The sequence below is a fragment of the Pedobacter psychrotolerans genome (genome assembly GCF_004340665.1).
Lineage (GTDB): Bacteria > Bacteroidota > Bacteroidia > Sphingobacteriales > Sphingobacteriaceae > Pedobacter > Pedobacter psychrotolerans.
The window spans coordinates 439,144-457,306 of the sequence record NZ_SLWO01000003.1; the positions used below are offsets into that span (position 1 = coordinate 439,144).

Sequence of the window (18,163 nt, forward strand, 5' to 3'; positions counted from 1 at the left end):
TCTAAAATTACCTTTGGTCCCGTAGTTCAACGGATAGAATAGAAGTTTCCTAAACTTTAGATATGAGTTCGATTCTCGTCGGGACCACTTCCTTGGATTCAAACCAGAACATTGTCGCGCAAATCGTTGATTTTCAAGACTTTGTTTTGGTTTTTATAACACATTAAGACCCGTTTTTGACCATTCTGAATGATTAATTTTAGTGAGTCGAAAATTGACTATTTTTTGTAAAACACTGTAGGTCAGTGGATTGATTGAAACATCAAAACCAGAATTATTCCGAAATGTTCGGGTGTTGGATTGTTTTGTAAGATATTGATTTACAGCTCGTTCGACTGATGAACATCTTGATGACTCACTGGCTCAAATGTACATTTGTTTAATTTTAAATGTATCATTATGAGTTACAATTTTCATCTTTTATTCTATCTAAAAAGACCAAAAAATTTTATCAAGGGCGAGATGATGCCCATCTATTTACGGATTACCGTGAAAGGAAAACATTCGGAATATTCTGTTGGCAGGGAAATTATTCCCAGCTTCTGGTCTGCGCTTAAAGGAAAAGGCACTGGCCTGCGCGAGGAGATCCGGGAACTTAATGATTATCTAGATACGCTGGCGTCAAAAGTTCGACGGTTTCATACCACTCTTGTTGAAAAGGAAGATGAGGTGACAGCGGTAGTCTTGAGGGATCATCTTACCGGAAAGAATACGTCTAACCATAGCCTGCTGAGAGTTTATCAGAAGCACAATGACAATATGGAAAAACTGATTGGTAAAGGATACAGTTATGCTACGTTTCAAACCTATCAAAGTTCCATCAGACATGTTAAACAATTTCTTCAGCTCAAATATGAGGTTCAGGACATTAACATCAAAAAGGTGGATTTTAAATTTATCACCGATTATGAGCTATTTCTTAGAATAGATCGGGGAAATAATGCAATGTCTGCCCGGAAATACATTGTTCACCTGAAAAAAATCATGCTGTATTGCTTGGGTGCCGGGTGGATTGTTGGTAATCCATTTTTAAATTATCGAAATACTGCGAAAGCTAAGGCAAGGACTTTTCTAAATATGGAAGAGTTGGATCGGATCAAAAGCAGGGAATTTCCACTCGAACGCTTAAACATTGTTCGAGACATTTTTATATTCAGTTGCTATACAGGCCTTTCTTATATTGATGTAAAGCAGCTTCGGTTGGATCAGATTACGAGAGGCGATGACGGTAATTTATGGATATTCATCAAACGGCAGAAAACGGAAACTCCCTGTCACATCCCCTTGTTGGATGAGGCGAAAGTAATTCTTGACAGGTATAAAAATCACAGGATATGCAGATGGAGAAAAGTGGCGCTGCCAGTGCTCACTAATCAACGCATGAATGGTTACCTGAAAGAAATCGCTGATCTTTGTACCATCACTAAGGTACTCACTTATCATCTGGCTCGTCATACTTTCGCGACGACTATTACGCTTTCAAATGGTGTTCCGATTGAGACCGTATCCCAGATGCTTGGCCACAATAGCTTAAAAACAACACAGCATTATGCGAAGGTTATCGATACTAAAGTTAGTACTGAGATGTCTGCATTACAGGAGAAACTTTTAGACCGACATAAGGAAGAAGAAGATACTGGTGATATGAAAGTTATGAAGCTATTTAGATAAATTGCTTTCAATGTAAACGGAAATCGGTTGTAATTTGTCTTGTCAATCTTAATCTAATTGCCAGTATTTGTATCAACACTAGGCAGATAATTTTCACACAAGGGTTTAAAAAATAAATAATTATTATACTAATAGTATTACTTTTTATGTTTTTTTAAACTGGTATTAAGATGTCTGCATTACAGAAGAAACTTCTAGAAGGATAAAGAGGAGGAGGATGGTGATGTGGTTATGAAGCTTTTTAGCTAGATTGTTAGCTATGTAGCTGTTATAGGCTTTGAATATTGAAGCAATGTTAATTTAGATTCTTCTTAGTTGAGTAAAATCATTAAAATATAGTTATAAAAGGCACTTGCTGTATAGTCATGGCCCATCAAAGATGGGCCATGACTTATTCCTATACTTCAATCATTCTTCTTATGAGCCAAAAAAAGCTAGTATAAAGTGTCACAAATATTTCATAAATTTGTGGCAAAATAATTCATTTTAATATGAAATATTCAGCACATAATCAGATAGTTAACAAGATAATAAAGAATAAGCGCGGAAAGCTGTTTTTCCCAACCGACTTTTCGGATATTGGTAGTGCTGATGCGATCAGGAGCAGCCTGTACAGGCTTGAAAGGGATCATGTACTGGAACGGCTTGCGCATGGAATTTATTTGTATCCGAAGATAGATCCTGTTTTTGGTAGCCTCTACCCTTCTACTGAGGAGATAGCGGAAAGTATTGCTAAGCGTGATCATGCGAGGATTATTCCTACAGGATCTACTGCTTTACATAAACTGAGGCTGACTACACAGGTGCCGATGAATGTTACTTATCTGACTGATGGTGCGCCCAGGAAAATCAAGATCGGAAAGCAGCGGATTACTTTTAAGCCTACAACGGCAAAGAAGCTGGCTACTAAAGGAAAGATCAGTACGCTGGTGATACAGGCGCTTTCAGAACTGGGTCAGAAGAATGTGGATAGCCAGGTGCTAGACCGTTTGAAGTTGGTACTAAAGGATGAAGATAACAGGAACATTGAACATGACGCTAAATTAGCACCGGCATGGATTGCGGTAATATTGAATGAACTCTCTAAATCGTTAGAAAATGATAAACTGGCTTAAATCAACGGCTGAACGTCAGAAAGAATTATTGGGACTGGCCAGTAACAAGACTGGTCTTCCCGCTTATGCGATAGAAAAGGATTGGTGGGTAACTTTGGCGCTGTATGCGATATTCCGGACTCCCTGGTCGGATCATTTGGTATTCAAAGGCGGTACTTCTTTAAGTAAATCCTGGGACCTGATCGAGCGTTTTTCCGAAGATATCGATCTGGTTATTGACCGGTCGGTACTAGGTTTTGGGGAAGAGCTGAGTAACTCCAAGATTAAAGAATTGCGCAAGGCTTCCTGTGCCTTTATTTCAGGGGAATTTAGGGACGGGTTGGAAAAGGAGTTGCTCGATTTGGGCATCCCTGCAGATCTGTTTTCTTTAAAAGTGGCTGAAACGACAGAATCTGACCGAGATCCTCAGGTACTGGAGCTGTATTACGAGTCTGTACTAGAAAAAGGCAGTTATTTAAAAGAGGCTGTACTGATCGAGATTGGTGCCAGGTCGCTAAAAGAGCCTTCAGAACAAAGGGAAATTAGCCCGATTATTTCGCAGGCTTTGGGCGATTTTAACATAGCTGGGGAACCGTTCAGCGTGCTTACTGTTCTGCCAGCGCGTACATTTTTGGAAAAGGTTTTTCTCCTACATGAGGAATTTTGTAAGCCTGCTGAAAAGATAAGAACAGAAAGAATGTCGCGGCATCTATATGATCTGGATAGGATTATGGATACTGAGCATGGTAAACAGGCGCTGGAAGATAAGGATTTATACAAGGTAATAGTGGAACATCGGGCAAAATTCAATGTGATCCGAGGAATTGGTTACGAAAAACATGGGTATCAGGATATCAGCTTTATTCCACCGGTTGAGGTATTGGGAGCTTGGGAAAATGATTATAAGGCCATGCAGGAAAGTATGATCTATGGTGACTCGAAAACGTTTAAAAAGTTGGTCGGACGTATGGAGGAACTGACCAAAAGGTTCCGAGATGTAAAATAACTTCTTTATTTAAGGAGGATAAATTGCCTGCTTTTTTGTTTTAAGGTTTATTCATACCAGCTGGATTTTAGTTTACGAAAATGGGAGTTTTCAGTGATGATCGCCGCAATCCTCCGTTTCGGTAAACCGAATTTGCGTGTCAATGCACCGATTATACCTAATTACTTATAAGCCAATTGATTTTTTAGATAAACAGTGATTAGCTAAATGATTGTTATTTCAATCATTTATGTTGATTAAGTTTGAAATAACAATCATCATACATCGAAAATGCAGTCATCCTTTTTTGTAAAAACGTTAGGAACAATTTCTGTCTGAAAAACCATAATATATTCGAATGTTATCAACTAAAGAAATGAAAATAAAGATAATTAGCGACCTACATCAAGAATTTGGAATCTCAGATTTGGATTTTAGCAATGCTGATCTCATTATCCTGGCTGGAGATACAAACCTGGGGACAAAAGGAATAGAATGGGTAAAGCGAAACATCCCTGATAAACCGGTAATATATTTATTGGGTAATCACGAATATTACAAGGGATCATACCCGAAGACACTCAACAAAATACTTGAAGCATCCAAAAACTCAAATGTAAATGTCCTTGAAAATATTATGGTTGAGTTTGAGGGCATAAGGTTCCACGGTGCAACTATGTGGACGGATTTTTCCTTATATGGAAATCCTGTGGAGTCTGGCATTATTTGTCAAGCCAAAATGAACGATTATGTGCAGATACGCAGAGATCCAGCTTATTCAAAGTTAAGAACAATAGATACCTATCAGATTCACCAGAAATCAAAATCTTGGCTACAAAAAAGTCTTAAAGAATCACGCGGTTATAAGAATGTGGTAATTACCCATCATGCACCTAGCCTGCAATCAATACCCGAGCTTTATAGAGATGATATCTTGTCATCTGCCTATGCTTCAAACCTTGAAGATGTGATTTTGGAGCATCAGCCCTTGTATTGGATTCATGGCCATATCCACACGCCTACGAGATATACTATTGGTAACACTGAAATTATCTGTAATCCACATGGCTATTTGAATGAGAAGTATAATGGCTATGAGAAAGATTTGATCATCAGTATCTAAAATTCTTATACAACTTTCTCATTTATTAGCTTTAGATATTAAATGCTGATTATAATGTTGTTGTATGGTGACCTAGGATGGAGATGTTTCCCATTAGCAAGCGGATGTTTGATTGTATATCATAATGGTTAACGTATTTGAAATACCTCATCTTGCCTTAAGGTCTGTTTTCATAGTCCCCGGAGGAAACGAAGTCCTACACCAGCTTTGAATGCCAATTCCCTGTGTGAGAGTTTAACCAGTTTGCGTTTTATTTTTACAAATATTGATAACGGATTATTCATGATTATACCCTTACGCGTATAAGTGCTGTAAAAAAATAATTAATATACCTAATAGGGTATAATGGCCGTTCATTTTATTTAAATACTATATTGGGTATGGCTTCATGTGTTCAAAAAATCAAACTGTTCATGATACGTGAACAAACATATTAAATGAACATCACCGAGCATTGTTCATACTTAATAACCGAAGAATGAATAGTTAGCTTAAAGAGATTGCAGATGTTTGTGGCATTCGTCAAGGCGCTCACTTATCACCTTCAAATCTCAATTGTTAATCAAGTTCAGCTCACTAGCGATATCTAAATACAATTTTGAAAGAGGTCGGCGATGTAGTTCATGTTCATCTGTATAGTTCCCTACAATTAGCTTGTTGATGTCATGGTCCGTTAGCTCTAGACGTCGATATTCATATTTTAGATATTCCCTATACTCAGGGGAGTATTTCAGACTTGCTTTAACAACTAGGTCTGCAATGTGATCAGTATGTTTATTATATAATCCTTCGAGTTTAAATACTTCCAAATGCTTTTTAGGATGCTTTTCCACTATTACTGAAAAAGCATCCTTATTAAAACTATTTGAATAATCGATTGAATTTATGCCATAATTGAATTTGAAATCCCCGTTTTTAATCAAGTGTGGATTTATTAAGCGTGCCCCTGCTGACAAAGGATCTAAATCACTTTTGCATTCAGGACCGTTGCAAGTTTGGCAACTTGGAATCAAATTGTAAAAACTCATTCCCAGATAAGGATATTTCTTTTTTGGATAAAAATGATCAATCTGAGGTTTGACTTTTTCTGCTTTGGTCAGATAATAAATATAGTTCCTGTTACAATATACACAGGTGTCTACGTTAATCTGCTTTACGAATTCGAATTTGTCAAATTTGTTCAAATAAATATTATCAATGAAGATATAATATAAGATCGATGAACTGGTTGATGTAGAAACTAGTAATGATGGAACTGCCGTAATTACTTCTTTTATTGTTCTCTCTAAGTCCTCAGGCATTGCCGTGATCAAATTAATCAAATGATCTTTCCGTAGTAAGTATTGAAGGTAAGCCTTCAGATCATCTTCTAATATTTTAGCAGGTCTCTTTTTTAGTGCTGTAATGCCGTGGTTAAAGATAACTTTTCGAATTGCTTTTTGAACTTCATTTGTAATCGTATTATAATGCTCAATAGCTTTTGAATGGTCAATTATTAAACTTATCATTTTCTTAGTCGTTTAATTCTGTTTTGCAATTCTTCGATCTCCCTTTCTATAGGACTTCTATCATTGAATTTATGCTGAAACATGGAAAGTAATTTATCTTTTAGAAAAGGTTCGCCGATCATCTTAATTATAGCATTTATGTCCTCTTCCTTGAAAGGATTTGTTATTTCAATATCTTTCTGTAGGCTGTCGATCACGCGTTGTATAATAAGCTTTGCATTCTGCCCTATAAAACCGTGTTCAAAGTAAAAACTATTAGCTAATAGATCGTAAATATTTGCACCAAAAGATTCTTGCTCTATGCCCGCTGGCAATGATTCCCTATTTTCGTCAAGCTGAAGATATAGAACATTATTTTTTGGAATATCAGAAAGGATAAAAGGAGAGTGTGTAATGAAGTTAAAATTGATACTGTCAATTTCTGGGAGATGTGTTTTTCTTAATGTATCCAAAAGGTCATGCACATAGGTTCTTTGCATATCAGGATGGTAGTAGAGTTCTATCTCGTCAAGTATACAAGATACATGTCGGTACTTTCTCAAACCAGATCCGACTGAATTTAAATTGATCAAATGGTATACAATGGAATATGTGCCATATATTTTCTGTTTTTCTCCAGAGCTTAAATCACTGAAGGCACCATGATCAAAATATATGTCAAGCGTGAACAATGGTGGTGGTAGTAAATTTATTACTGGTATATTTTGCTCCTTGCTGTGGTAAAGTGTTAGTTCTGATAATTTTTCAAAAGAGATGTCTACATCCATTTTATTTTTACTGTAGAAATCGTAATTCAAGAAATTGATTGCTCTTCTTAACTTAAAGGTTATGTGGCTATCATCTAAATATAAATCATTTAAGAACCCACGAAATAATTGTTCCCGTTCTTCTCTTTTGCCATTCCAAAGATGCTTCTTAAATAACGACTGATATTTTTCCTTGTAGATGTCATAGTTTTCAGTGATAGACCTAAGCTTGTACATGACGTAGAACTGAGCGTAAAAATTCCAAAGATTTTCCTGGGGCTTAAAATTTCTTTTTCCTAAAAATCGATCATAAACATCTCTCATCCTATAACTGAACAAAAATTCAGATGATACTTTTTTGTGCTTAGGCAGTTTGGGCATACCTGCTTTACGAAATTTATCCTCATCCAAAATCAAGACTAGTTTTCTTGCTATTTTTCCCGGCGCCAGGTGAAGTAGGCTTTTTTCCACATTACCTCCGAAAGGTTGTAAGAGAATAAATAAAAGCCTACTCATTACCAATTCTTTCTCTCTATTAATATCAATATTGCCTTTTTTTCTCCAGGGGTTAATAACTACTGGGGTTTGATATCCATCGTTTTTATGAAATAGTAAGCCTAGCCATCCACCCATATCATTTGTGTTTAATGCATAGAAAGAATAATTGATAACAATTGAGTAGAAGAAGGTTATATCATTAAAAGGTAAACTGACTGTATTTCTTGGGAATTCGCGATAATCCGGGGCGATACCACTATATTTTCTATATGTTATATCCATATCTCGAAAAAAAACATGAAAAATATCATTATCCAATTTGTACAATAGATCGAAGAAAACATCGGTTGGAGGTATCTGCTCCTTAATATTTGTATCAGACTTTGGTTTAGTATCAAGAATCCCCTCCTTCACTGCTAGATTATAAAGGCCAGCAAAAAAAAGTTCGAAGAGTGCACTTTTCCCTGAACCATTTTTTCCAGCAATTGCTGAAATATTGATAGTCATATTGTTGACTTTGAATAAATCCTCAGGATAAGATGGTATATAAGAAATAGAAGAATCGCCAACAATAAAATCTTTACTGAATTGATAAGTTATACCTCCTTTTAGGGACTTCATTAATAAAGGATTGGCTCCAAGAGCTGGTTTGAGAGAAATTATCTTCAAGTCACTATTCATATTGAGCATATAGTTTATGCCCGAAGATAGTTTTTTAGAACAATAATTACCATTCTCTGTTTAAGTCATTGTTTTCCTATCTGTATTTCAAATCGAAAAATGAATTAGAATACTTGTGGCGTTATTGAATTAGGTTTGATCTCAGGTTCTCGGATCTTAAGAACGATAGGCATTGGAAAATCAACACCGGTCAACATTGCCTCCCCAGAACTTAATATTGGAAGAAAAGACAGTGCTGAACGATTTGCTTCAGAACACGCATACTCGATAGCTTCTCTATCCTGTTGATTAATTAGACGGTGAACAATAAATGTTCCCATTTGACTAAGAACTCCCTTTGGGATATCCCTAGGCATTTGAGTGGAAAGGATCAGAAATAGACCGTACTTGCGGCACTCTTTTGCTATACGATCATATGCATCTAGCTCAACTTCTATGGAGTACTCATCTTTTATGCGCTTATCCAAAAACAAATGTGCTTCATCTAAAAAAAGTAAAACACTTTTTTTATTTTTATCTTCTGCGGTAGATTTAAATTTTCCCTTCAATGCCTTTTCCAATAGGAATCTGCCAATTGCATTAACCAGTATCTCGCGCAATTTGTTTTCTGAAGGTATATTGGCAACTGAAATGATAAGAACATTCTTTTTTGCATCATGCTTTAAAAATCCATCGATCATTTCAGAAAGTTCGTTTTTTGCTAGATCGTCGGCTTTAAAACCAAACGTTTTTTTAAAAGCCTCATTGCCTAGTGTCACTAATATTCTGGAGATCATTGATTGACAAAAGCCTGCCGCTGCTGTATCAGATGCACCATAATTTTCACCACCACCAAAATCCCTAACACATTCGTTGAAAACCTGATATGGCAATGCATTGATATCAAAGTTACAACTAACATCAAATACCCCTATGTTTTCTTTATAGGCCTTGGTGATTCGTTGCCGAACATTACCCTCTTTTTTCAAAAGTTTAAATCCCCAAGATTCATTTTCAAGCAGAAAATTATTTCCCGAATCAACGATGTGAGCGTCATTTACTGTCTTTTCTACTTTGCTTTCTAACAAATTGACCAACCTGAGACTCCTCATTGCTTCTTGGAGTTTTGGGATTTGAGCCTGTCCGGTAGGCCTAAAAAGCGCATACAGATCAGTTTCTCGAAGCCGCCTATAGTCAAAATAAACCTCTGTATCGCCGAGGACATTGAATTCTAAGAAAGACACATTGGGATGAGCTCCCAACGTTTTATATTCTCCTGTTGCATCAATTAAGATAGCTTTCCCATTGTTTGCCAAAACTTCCTGAACAAGTTTGGCAACAGTCCAACTTTTTCCACCACCCGTCGTTCCGACTACAGCACAATGTCTTCCAAATAAAGCCTGTGCGGAAACGTTTATGATATGCTCTTCATCCTGAGGAAGATTCGCTAGTTGAATTAGCTTATCTGGCGAACTATTGGTACCACTATTTCCGAATTCAGTCAAAAGTGAACCCAGGAACTGATTTGAGCATAAGTAAACCTTTGCCCCAACGGGTGGCAGTTGGTCCAAACCCTTTTTTGCCTTTAGGTGATAATTATCAAAGCATAGTAAGATCTCAACTTTTCCTGTAGGGTGGAAAGACTCTCTGTCGTACCTAGATTCAGTTAAGCTCAATCTTTCACTTTCGGGCAGTGCAATCTCTATGATCTTTCCCAGAAATCCGTTACCGCTACCTTCAATAATCACATATTTACCTGTTAAGGCATGAAAACCTTCATCAGACTTATAGAATTTTTTAAGTAGTACTGATGAAGGAAAATGGACATTAGTAATACTTGGAGATACAAGGGTTACATATCCGACAAAACTATTATCGGAATACGGACTAATTTGAAGGTTAAACATTTTCTTTGGTCAGTTTTTTTAACTGAAAATTTAATTCCTCTAAAACATCAACCCTATTGTGAGCAATATTTTCAGGAAAGTTCTTAGAAAAATCAACAAAAGTTTCAGCCACAAAAGTTATCCTACTTTGAAGTTCTGCAATTCTATGAAGTTCAATCTGATAACTTTTCTCCGTATAAATAACTTCTGGATAAGTAAGGGCAATAAGATGCAAAGACGGATTTTGTTTTAACGTCTCCAAAATTACCGATGAGATGTGCTTATCCAAGAAACTAAACCCAATTGTGATCAATAACGTATTCTCAACACGAAGAGATTGCTGAAACCTAGCCATCATCTCAAAATAGGGTTGTTCGTAGGAATGCTCATATTTGCTATCCTGAGGAAAAACCATTACTCTTTTGGAAACATCTATTTCGCCGTCTGTTTGTTCAATGTCACCGTCTACATGCTTCCAGTTGAGAGATCCATGCATTTTGAACAAATAAAACAATTTAGGAATTGTACTATCCTTTTTATCTTGTCGATTGTGCCGAGTTTCTATAATGTCATAATCAAAATATTTTCCATTAAAAGTTCTGGGGCTAGAGAATGTGAATCCATCAATAACGGTAAATTTCTCCCTAGCAGCAGACTGCTCAAATAATGTGTCATAATTTAAAGTGAATATTTTTACTCTAGGAAATTTTTGAGGTCGTAAAACTGCCTTTGTTAAAAACTCAATATGCGGAGCATTATCTGGCAATTTTAAGTCACAGAATTCTGCAATTATTTTTCTCGCGGTTAAAATGTCATCGTCGAGCTGTTTTTCTGACTCAACTTTATTTTTCATGCCAGCGATTGATAAGAGCGCTTCTAAATCTTTAACAATATTATCTGAATCAAAACTGCCATCTTCTTCAAGTTTGGAATATTTAGTTGCTTTAATCAATCTAGTCAAACACGCTAAATCCACAGTTTCCATTTTCTGCCATAAACCCGCCATTGTCAAGCCGACATTTTCCTTACCTACACCAACTGACGAGCCGGCTCCAGACAAAACAACTAAATTCTCAATTTCATTATATTTACCTTTCAGAAGGGACTTGTAATAATCCCTTTTGATTTTATCTCCATAAGCGAGGAGACCAATACTCGGTTCAACGGGAACCATATCCGCTGAATTTATAGCTTTGCCGTTTGAATCTTCTTCAAATAATTCTATTTTGCCGTCGCTATATATCACCTGAAGGGTCTTTAAGGTATATTCTGCTTTGCCTTTAATTACTTCTTTTTCATAATTTAAGATTACTGTTTTATTCTGATTTTTCAGAATGGTCATTGGAGCATCAGATTTAGACATATATTTTGAGATTGTTTGGTCAAACTTAATTAATTCGGCTCAAATACCTTGTTAAATAAAATTTTATTTGGCGCAAACTTTATTATCGAAGAAAACCTACAATTGTTGTAATGATTTAAATAGTTTTTTAGAGCAGCTTTCCCATCAATTGAGGAACTTGATTCTATCAGATTTTACCCTATATACAGTTTTGTCTGGAAAAATAAATGTGAGCGTTGCGTTCATTCGAGAAAAGTCAATTTTTACAAAATTTTCAGGTAGTAAAAAGGAGAAAACGCCTTTTTTGCAGTTCGCCAAATTTAGCTTTAGGTAATTTTTGGAATTAGGTAATAATGTATAAAAATAAACAAAGTCACCATTCTTTACTTTTAGAGAATCAATTTTCTCTCCGCCCTTAAAAAAATAAGCTTCTTCACCAACAGCGAAAGTGCGCTCAAAGGTGACCTCATCTTTAAAAACTTTATCCATTGGAAATGTAAAAGACATGATCGCTTTTTCAAACTGCTCTGTTTTTTCAAAAGTATCGACTTTACCTTTTTCATTAACATTTAGTTCTTTTTTGCCTAATCTAGCTAAATTCGTAATAAGGAGGTGGTTTAAAGGCTCAGATTTTAGTCCTTCAAGATAACTTTTTCTGGCACTATCTAATAATCCAAGTCTAACAAAGCTATTTCCTTTGATGAGGCTGCAATATGCCAGAAGTTTGGAATTATGTATTGATAGCTTTCCAGATCGAATGTGATTCACTAGGTCAATGGCGGCTCGATGTTCACAATGGCTAGAAAAAATCAAAGACTGAACCAAATTACTGATAACATCAACTTGTTCTGGCGCTGTTTTAAACTCAATAATTTTAGGGTCTTCAACTCTTATTAATGAATCACCGATCCTAACAGAACTACATTGAGTCATTACATTGTGTAAATAGATATTACAAAAAAATATGCCATCAGTTACGTCCCGGGAACCATAAATAAGAATGGTTTTTTTATAGCATTTTGAAAATTTTGATATCGAATCCCTTAATTGGAATTCTGAAATTGTCGCGAGATGTTTATCCAGTTTATCAATAATAACACCCGTATCCAAGATTTTGGAATGTAAATCGTTCATCATTTGACCAACAAATCCTGGATCTTGTTTCTCTGAAAATTTTGCAACAAAAATCGCCAGCTTATCTTCGCTCTCTTGACAATCCCTCAGTATTTTGGAATGTAGTTGAAAGAATAGAAAAACGGCGATTAAAATCCCTGTTAGAGATATTCCACGAACAACCTTACAAAATATCCGTAATTGAGGGGGATATTTGTATCCTTGACCATTTCTATTAGTATTTCTGTTATTCCTTGCAGAAAGAATCGTACCAGTTATCCGAAAGGTCATAAAAAGAGCACAAATGTAAAGTGTAACTCCCTTAATAAATGAAATATATTCCGGTGGAGTATAAGCTGATATAAAAGAACTAAAAAAAGAAGAAACAACGCCTAAGGCAATACATAGGGCAATGATCAATTCTATAAAACTTGTCCATTGTTTGATTGGATCAAAAGACCCTAATAACTTTTTCCAAAACATATTTGAGAGCGGAATTTTTCTAAGTTGTAAAAGTACTTTACAAAGGCGGATTAGCAAATTGTTTTCTTTAAGTTTTCAGCAAAAGAGAGAATGTCAACCAGAAGTAGTATATTAAATTAGCAGTGCTTTTTTTTTAGACTAAAAAAATCAGTTTGGTTTATATCTCCTTGTATAGATTGCAAACCGTTGAGCTATGATATTAGACACTTTAATTTATTATGACAGAAGGTTTTTTTAAATTTAGATCGAGATTTAACTTTTCTCCACATCCTTATGAGATTGGCAACCCAATATTTTCCAATAGAAAATTAGAGGATAATTTCTTTGCCCTGAAACTTTATAGTCTGCCTGGTGGTAAATATAAAGCATTTTATGACTTTCACCTCGATCATTATCTGCTACGGAATCCAGATGGTCGTGAAGCATTCTTCCGAAAGGTAAACCGAAGTATTCAAAGAAGAATCATTTTTTATTCAGGAAAAAACCCATTCAAATCTGAATACGAAATTCACTCTACTAACTTGGATAAATTAGAAGCATTCCAAGAATTCTTAAATAGCATTGATGAGTGGAATGTAAATACTTCAACAGAAAAAATGCTCAGTCAAAAAGATGCAGAAATTGCGCTACTCAAAATTAACTTGGCAGACTTGCAGGATCGTTTTGATAAAGTCCTGGAGTATGAGGCGAGTGAGAAAATCGTAATCAACAGCGGAAGTATAGCAGCATTCATGGATTTGATGCGCCAGCTTCGAAAACAGGTTTTACCAAACGGCAAAAGGCTCGTGGTTACACAAGGCCACAGTCCATGGTATAAAATGGTCGCGAAGAACTTTGTTCATGGGGATAAACCAATATCATTGGCGACAGCTCAAAATTATTTTTCTCCCGAAAACTCCTCCAAGCATATTTTTATATCCGATGAAGATAAAGCATTTGATATTGTTTCCCATGTGCCTGATAAATAACATTGGGATAGTTGAGCGCATCTATGCCCAAACACCTCTATTGGGCATCTGATTACATGTTTCTGTTCTCACTTTTGATGTGAAATCTCCAAATAGATAGCTTTTTGCTATGGCTAGCTGGAGAGCATTGATCATTAAATTTTAAGAGACATGAATTTAGACCTGGTAACCAAAAGTGATCTGCTTGAACTAAAAAGCGAGCTGATCGAAGAGATCAAAAAAATTAATCCGCTCCAAACGGCAACGCCGGATGAGTACCTCAAAAGTTCTGAGGTTAGGAAGCTGATGAAAATTTCTGCCGGTACCCTGCTGCACTTACGGGTGAGCGGCAAACTGCCCTTTACCAAGATTGGCCGTATTGTATATTTTAGCCGTGAGGATATCAGGCGGATACTAGGTAACGGTACGCCTGAAAATGCGGTTGTTAAACGATTATTTCAGGGGGAGGCACATGGGGAGCATTGATAAAAACCTTGATTATCTCAAAGACCGGATTCAGGCGGATCAAAGGCTTTCAGCGTTTCATGTGAGTCTCCTAGCGGCGCTGATCTTTGCTTCGGAAAATTCCGGGTTGACTCACCCTTTTCAGGTCAGCCGGAGCAGGCTCATGCGGTCATCCAAGATCTACTCTACCTCAACCTATCACAAATGCATCAGTGAACTTCAGATTTTTGGGTACATCTTTTACAGCCCATCCTATAATCCTTTTCTTGGAAGCCAGGTATCCTGGAACCTGGAAGGCGAAGCTGTGTTGAGCTGCAATTTATCTTAAGGATGGTTAAGGATTTTGTGAGTATACTATAATAGTAGAAGCATTTAAAATGGAGCTTATTAAATATTTTTTATGGGAGATCTGTTGGGATGGGTCTCCCACTAAAAGCTTTGAGGGGGTTAAGGCAGAATACAAAAGGTCCTTTTTCATTTCCAGAAAAAGGAGCAAGCGGTGGTTGGGCAGAGCCTCACCATCTTAGCCTTACGCTAGCTTAAAGGCTGTTTGGAGAACCCTCCAGGGGTTCTCTGGCCGCTGGAAGCGGTGGGATTAATGAAAAAGGAACCCTGATGAGGGTTTGGGATATATAGATATGTAAACGCATAGATATCGGCATATCTATAGGGCAATATATACCGCGATGTACATAATAAGTTAATTAATGAACAACGAAGAACTAAAATGGAAACTTTAAGAACCATAAAATATAATATTCAGACCGCGCTCAAAATGGACAGGGTCGCGCAAAAGCTTGGCCGTCCGAACAGGCTGGTATTTGCGCAGATGGTGGATTACTTCTTTCGCAGTAAGAAAGATCCGCTGGATATCAATGATGAGCTGTTAAAGAATACAATGCTCAAACAGCACAAGGATTACATCGGTTTTATCAGGACCCAGGAAAACGACCTGCTAATTCCGATCAAAAGAGAGGTGGATAGGATGACGGGTAATCAACAGGACATCAATAACCTTTTAAGAGAATTGGAGAAAAGAAGCGTTAGCCTGGCCAGTGGCCAGAATGAACTTTTATCAGCCGGCAAAAATTACAGCAGCAAACTATCGAATACTGATGAGATACTCAAAGGCATCCTAATGAAACTATCGACGAGGGAGCAGCTTAAAAAACAGTTCCTGTACGTACTCGGCACTTATATCAAAAGCAGGGATGCCTTTAGTATGATGACTTCAGCTAAGGAGAAAGAGGAACTGATCAGGATAACCAAAAACCAGATTGATCTTTTATAGCCATGTATATCAATATTACGGATAATAAGGAAGCCAGCAACAAGGGTAGCAGCGGTGGTCTGGTAAATTACCTGGAAAAGGAGAACCGTACGGAGGATTTAAAGCAGCCGGAACTATGGTTCAATGGAAACCGTCAGGATGTGGAGCCGTATGAAGTACGCCGGGCATTGGATGGAAACAATGCAAAACTCGGGCGGCATGAGGCTAAGTTTTTCCTGATCAATATCAGCCCAAGCCAAAAGGAACTAGAGCATTTAAGGAAATCGGTTGGGGATCCTGATATGAAGAATGTGCTGAAAGTATATACAGAGAAAGTAATGGATGAATATGCAAAGAACTTCAGACGCCCTGGGATTGGTAGCAATAAGGATCTGCTCTGGTTTGGGAAAGTTGAACGCAACCGGTACTACAGCCATAAGGATGCAGCGGTTAAAGATGGTAGCCGGAAGCGTGGAGAAAAAAAGAGTGGAAACCAGCTGCATATACAGGTAATCGTCAGCCGCAGGGATATCACTAATAGAATCAAGCTCAGTCCTATGAACAGTTCGAAAGGCAGAAACGCTGAGCACTCAAAAAAAATGGGGCAGTTTGACCGGATGGCTTTTAAGCAATGTGGGGAGCGCTTGTTTGATAGTCAGTTCGGCTTTGAGCGTAACCTGAGAGATACGCTTGCTTATGCCAATATCTTAAAGAATGGCACTTTACAGCAGAGGGAGCAACTCGACATTTTGCAAGAGGCGTCTTTGAAAAATTACCAGAGCGGGTCTTTGGTTAATCAACTTGCTTTAGGTGTCGCTGAGGGAATTTTTTCTTCTGTTGGCAACATGCTCGAATCTACCGGTAAAACCGTAGGCGAATTTTTGGAAGTTTTGATGGAGCCATTATATATTCCGGATATCGCGTCTGATACTATTGAAGAAGCAGAAAAGCGAAGAAGGAGAAAAGCAAGGCAACAACAGCAGGGTATGCAGCGTTGAGAGGAATGACTATAGTTTTATAAGAAATCAAAAGGTATGAAAGAGAAATCCCGTCGCGCCTTGCGGCCTGCGAAACCCCGGTTGCACTATCCCAGCATGTTTCGCTTTAGCTTCTACAGGAAAAAAATAACGAAGATAAATAAAAATGAATTTATCTCGCACTAGCAAGCTTAGAGGTTATTCGGACATGATATCAGTTTATTCCTGCCAGATTACAATAACCTGTAGTTCCAGAGGACAGGACTTTCACCTTTACCCACTCTCCCTTTTTTGCAAGCAGTTTTACTTTTTGGTTGCGCTTAAGCGTTTCTATAACGGGATAGGATAATCCTGGCCCTGAGCGAAGACTGATTTCTTTAAGTTTTACCGCGGATAAAGATTCAGAAACGCAACTTTTCATATTGCTCTTTTCAGCACTGAATGAATGCTTTTTCTGCTGACCAGATGCAGATGATCTCGGACTGTAGCTAGATGCTTTTTTGCGGGGGCTAGAGAATACCGGGGTTTGCGATTCAACAGATGAGCATACCCCACAGGTGCCTCCACTCCCGCAGTGGGCACAGCGGGAACAGTTTTTACACGCCGAACAATAAGCCGAACCGGTGCATCTTCCTAGCTTGCTTTCATTGACTGTGCCAAGTGAAGATATCTTTTGGCAATTGCCAAGAAAATAACAGCAAATCAATGTTATTGAAAAAATAAATGCTTTCATGATTTTGTTTTAATATAACGATTTAAACGTTGCTAAAGTAAAATGTAATTGAAGATATATCCGGCAGTCTATTTATGCTGCCAGCATCTGCCGCCTCCGACAACCATCCGTTTGAAATAGCCTCCGGTCTTGTTTTTTGCCCCTCAAACTGAAGAGGTTGGAGCGGTGGTTCCACCTGAGCTGTTCCCGCCGGTTGACGTGGTGGAAACATAACTGCCAAAACTTGAGGTACCGTTTCCAGAAACGGTGTTATAGGAAAGATCCGCATGGTTATAACCGAGATTTCCGTATACCGCTTCCTCGTCCTTTAAGATATAAGCCTGGATGGTCTGATAACTTGAGATGATTGATGAAACGCTTAACTTCAGATCAAAGGAAACCTTTTTCTCAATTTTATAAGTCCATTTGCCTATGTTGCTCGTTACCGTTTTGGTCTGATTGCTTGCATCGATGTAGGAAATGTTACAGTAATCACAGATTACTTCATAAGAAAAAACTACCGGAACTTGCTCCTGCTCTATTACAGTTTCCTGCGCTGCTTTCTTGCAGGAGCTGTGCATCATCACCGCTAAAATAACTAGTGCGGTAGACATTACTGATTTTTTAAAAATTGTGCTCATATTTTTGATTTGAATTAACGTGAGCCAAGGTAGGAGAAACTA

General features: G+C 37.4%; 15 protein-coding genes and 1 tRNA gene. 9 read left to right on the forward strand and 7 right to left on the reverse strand.

Features of this window, described 5'->3' with window-relative positions; all coding sequences use genetic code 11:
• The first annotated feature begins 15 nt into the window (after positions 1-15).
• From EV200_RS09290 to EV200_RS09310, 5 genes are all read left to right on the forward strand, one after another.
• Positions 16-87: transfer RNA gene (locus tag EV200_RS09290), tRNA-Arg, on the forward strand.
• Between the two features lie 312 nt (positions 88-399).
• The gene (locus tag EV200_RS09295) at positions 400-1,671 is read left to right on the forward strand and encodes a site-specific integrase (protein ID WP_132531473.1); all 1,272 of its coding nucleotides are present in this window, start codon (positions 400-402) and stop codon (positions 1,669-1,671) included.
• Between the two features lie 491 nt (positions 1,672-2,162).
• Positions 2,163-2,786, forward strand: a complete 624-nt coding sequence (locus EV200_RS09300) for a DUF6088 family protein (protein ID WP_132531476.1) — start codon at positions 2,163-2,165, stop codon at positions 2,784-2,786.
• Positions 2,770-3,771 (forward strand): nucleotidyl transferase AbiEii/AbiGii toxin family protein, encoded by a 1,002-nt coding sequence (locus EV200_RS09305; protein ID WP_132531479.1) that lies wholly within the window; start codon positions 2,770-2,772, stop codon positions 3,769-3,771. The genes EV200_RS09300 and EV200_RS09305 overlap by 17 nt, the downstream gene beginning before the upstream one ends.
• 355 nt (positions 3,772-4,126) lie before the next feature.
• Entirely contained in the window at positions 4,127-4,873 is a 747-nt protein-coding gene (locus EV200_RS09310) for a metallophosphoesterase (protein ID WP_132531482.1), read from the forward strand.
• Between the two features lie 551 nt (positions 4,874-5,424).
• On the opposite strand, the gene EV200_RS09315 is transcribed toward EV200_RS09310, so the two are convergent.
• From EV200_RS09315 to EV200_RS09335, 5 genes are all read right to left on the reverse strand, one after another.
• Positions 5,425-6,381, reverse strand: coding sequence for a hypothetical protein (locus EV200_RS09315; RefSeq protein WP_132531485.1), 957 nt, complete (start codon positions 6,379-6,381; stop codon positions 5,425-5,427).
• Positions 6,378-8,306 carry a hypothetical protein gene (locus tag EV200_RS09320; protein WP_132531488.1) on the reverse strand — a complete coding sequence of 643 codons (1,929 nt, stop codon included), beginning with the start codon at positions 8,304-8,306 and terminating at the stop codon, positions 6,378-6,380. Before EV200_RS09320 ends, EV200_RS09315 begins: the two co-directional genes overlap by 4 nt.
• A 104-nt stretch (positions 8,307-8,410) precedes the next feature.
• Positions 8,411-10,192, reverse strand: a complete 1,782-nt coding sequence (locus tag EV200_RS09325) for an ATP-binding protein (protein ID WP_132531491.1) — start codon at positions 10,190-10,192, stop codon at positions 8,411-8,413.
• The gene (locus EV200_RS09330; protein WP_132531494.1) at positions 10,185-11,534 is read right to left on the reverse strand and encodes an SIR2 family protein; all 1,350 of its coding nucleotides are present in this window, start codon (positions 11,532-11,534) and stop codon (positions 10,185-10,187) included. Before EV200_RS09330 ends, EV200_RS09325 begins: the two co-directional genes overlap by 8 nt.
• 144 nt (positions 11,535-11,678) lie before the next feature.
• On the reverse strand, positions 11,679-13,109 hold the full coding sequence (locus EV200_RS09335; RefSeq protein ID WP_132531496.1) for a hypothetical protein: 1,431 nt from the start codon (positions 13,107-13,109) through the stop codon (positions 11,679-11,681).
• A 218-nt stretch (positions 13,110-13,327) separates the two neighbouring features.
• Here EV200_RS09335 and EV200_RS09340 point away from each other — a divergent pair, with 218 nt between their 5' ends.
• The 4 genes from EV200_RS09340 to EV200_RS09360 all read left to right on the forward strand — a co-directional run bounded on the left by EV200_RS09340 (position 13,328) and on the right by EV200_RS09360 (position 16,789).
• Complete coding sequence (locus tag EV200_RS09340; RefSeq protein ID WP_132531499.1) at positions 13,328-14,077, forward strand: hypothetical protein; 750 nt, start codon at positions 13,328-13,330, stop codon at positions 14,075-14,077.
• A 150-nt stretch (positions 14,078-14,227) separates the two neighbouring features.
• Positions 14,228-14,542 (forward strand): helix-turn-helix domain-containing protein, encoded by a 315-nt coding sequence (locus EV200_RS09345; RefSeq protein ID WP_132531502.1) that lies wholly within the window; start codon positions 14,228-14,230, stop codon positions 14,540-14,542.
• A 706-nt stretch (positions 14,543-15,248) separates the two neighbouring features.
• Entirely contained in the window at positions 15,249-15,812 is a 564-nt protein-coding gene (locus EV200_RS09355; protein WP_132531508.1) for a BfmA/BtgA family mobilization protein, read from the forward strand.
• 2 nt (positions 15,813-15,814) lie between these two features.
• A complete protein-coding gene (locus EV200_RS09360) occupies positions 15,815-16,789 on the forward strand; it encodes a DUF5712 family protein (protein WP_132531511.1) in 975 nt (324 codons plus the stop codon).
• A 193-nt stretch (positions 16,790-16,982) separates the two neighbouring features.
• Here the strand turns inward: EV200_RS09360 and EV200_RS09365 are convergent, their stop codons facing one another.
• Both EV200_RS09365 and EV200_RS09370 read right to left on the reverse strand, forming a co-directional pair.
• Positions 16,983-17,501 (reverse strand): SH3 domain-containing protein, encoded by a 519-nt coding sequence (locus tag EV200_RS09365; RefSeq protein ID WP_132531514.1) that lies wholly within the window; start codon positions 17,499-17,501, stop codon positions 16,983-16,985.
• A 143-nt stretch (positions 17,502-17,644) separates the two neighbouring features.
• The gene (locus tag EV200_RS09370; RefSeq protein ID WP_132531517.1) at positions 17,645-18,094 is read right to left on the reverse strand and encodes a hypothetical protein; all 450 of its coding nucleotides are present in this window, start codon (positions 18,092-18,094) and stop codon (positions 17,645-17,647) included.
• Positions 18,095-18,163 lie beyond the last annotated feature (69 nt).

Coding starts and splice junctions, on each gene's coding strand:
- EV200_RS09295 (WP_132531473.1), top strand. CDS start 400: ATGAGTTACAATTTTCATCTTTTATTCTATCTAAAAAGACCAAAAAAT.
- EV200_RS09300 (WP_132531476.1), top strand. CDS start 2,163: ATGAAATATTCAGCACATAATCAGATAGTTAACAAGATAATAAAGAAT.
- EV200_RS09305 (WP_132531479.1), top strand. CDS start 2,770: ATGATAAACTGGCTTAAATCAACGGCTGAACGTCAGAAAGAATTATTG.
- EV200_RS09310 (WP_132531482.1), top strand. CDS start 4,127: ATGAAAATAAAGATAATTAGCGACCTACATCAAGAATTTGGAATCTCA.
- EV200_RS09315 (WP_132531485.1), bottom strand. CDS start 6,381: ATGATAAGTTTAATAATTGACCATTCAAAAGCTATTGAGCATTATAAT.
- EV200_RS09320 (WP_132531488.1), bottom strand. CDS start 8,306: ATGAATAGTGACTTGAAGATAATTTCTCTCAAACCAGCTCTTGGAGCC.
- EV200_RS09325 (WP_132531491.1), bottom strand. CDS start 10,192: ATGTTTAACCTTCAAATTAGTCCGTATTCCGATAATAGTTTTGTCGGA.
- EV200_RS09330 (WP_132531494.1), bottom strand. CDS start 11,534: ATGTCTAAATCTGATGCTCCAATGACCATTCTGAAAAATCAGAATAAA.
- EV200_RS09335 (WP_132531496.1), bottom strand. CDS start 13,109: ATGTTTTGGAAAAAGTTATTAGGGTCTTTTGATCCAATCAAACAATGG.
- EV200_RS09340 (WP_132531499.1), top strand. CDS start 13,328: ATGACAGAAGGTTTTTTTAAATTTAGATCGAGATTTAACTTTTCTCCA.
- EV200_RS09345 (WP_132531502.1), top strand. CDS start 14,228: ATGAATTTAGACCTGGTAACCAAAAGTGATCTGCTTGAACTAAAAAGC.
- EV200_RS09355 (WP_132531508.1), top strand. CDS start 15,249: ATGGAAACTTTAAGAACCATAAAATATAATATTCAGACCGCGCTCAAA.
- EV200_RS09360 (WP_132531511.1), top strand. CDS start 15,815: ATGTATATCAATATTACGGATAATAAGGAAGCCAGCAACAAGGGTAGC.
- EV200_RS09365 (WP_132531514.1), bottom strand. CDS start 17,501: ATGAAAGCATTTATTTTTTCAATAACATTGATTTGCTGTTATTTTCTT.
- EV200_RS09370 (WP_132531517.1), bottom strand. CDS start 18,094: ATGTCTACCGCACTAGTTATTTTAGCGGTGATGATGCACAGCTCCTGC.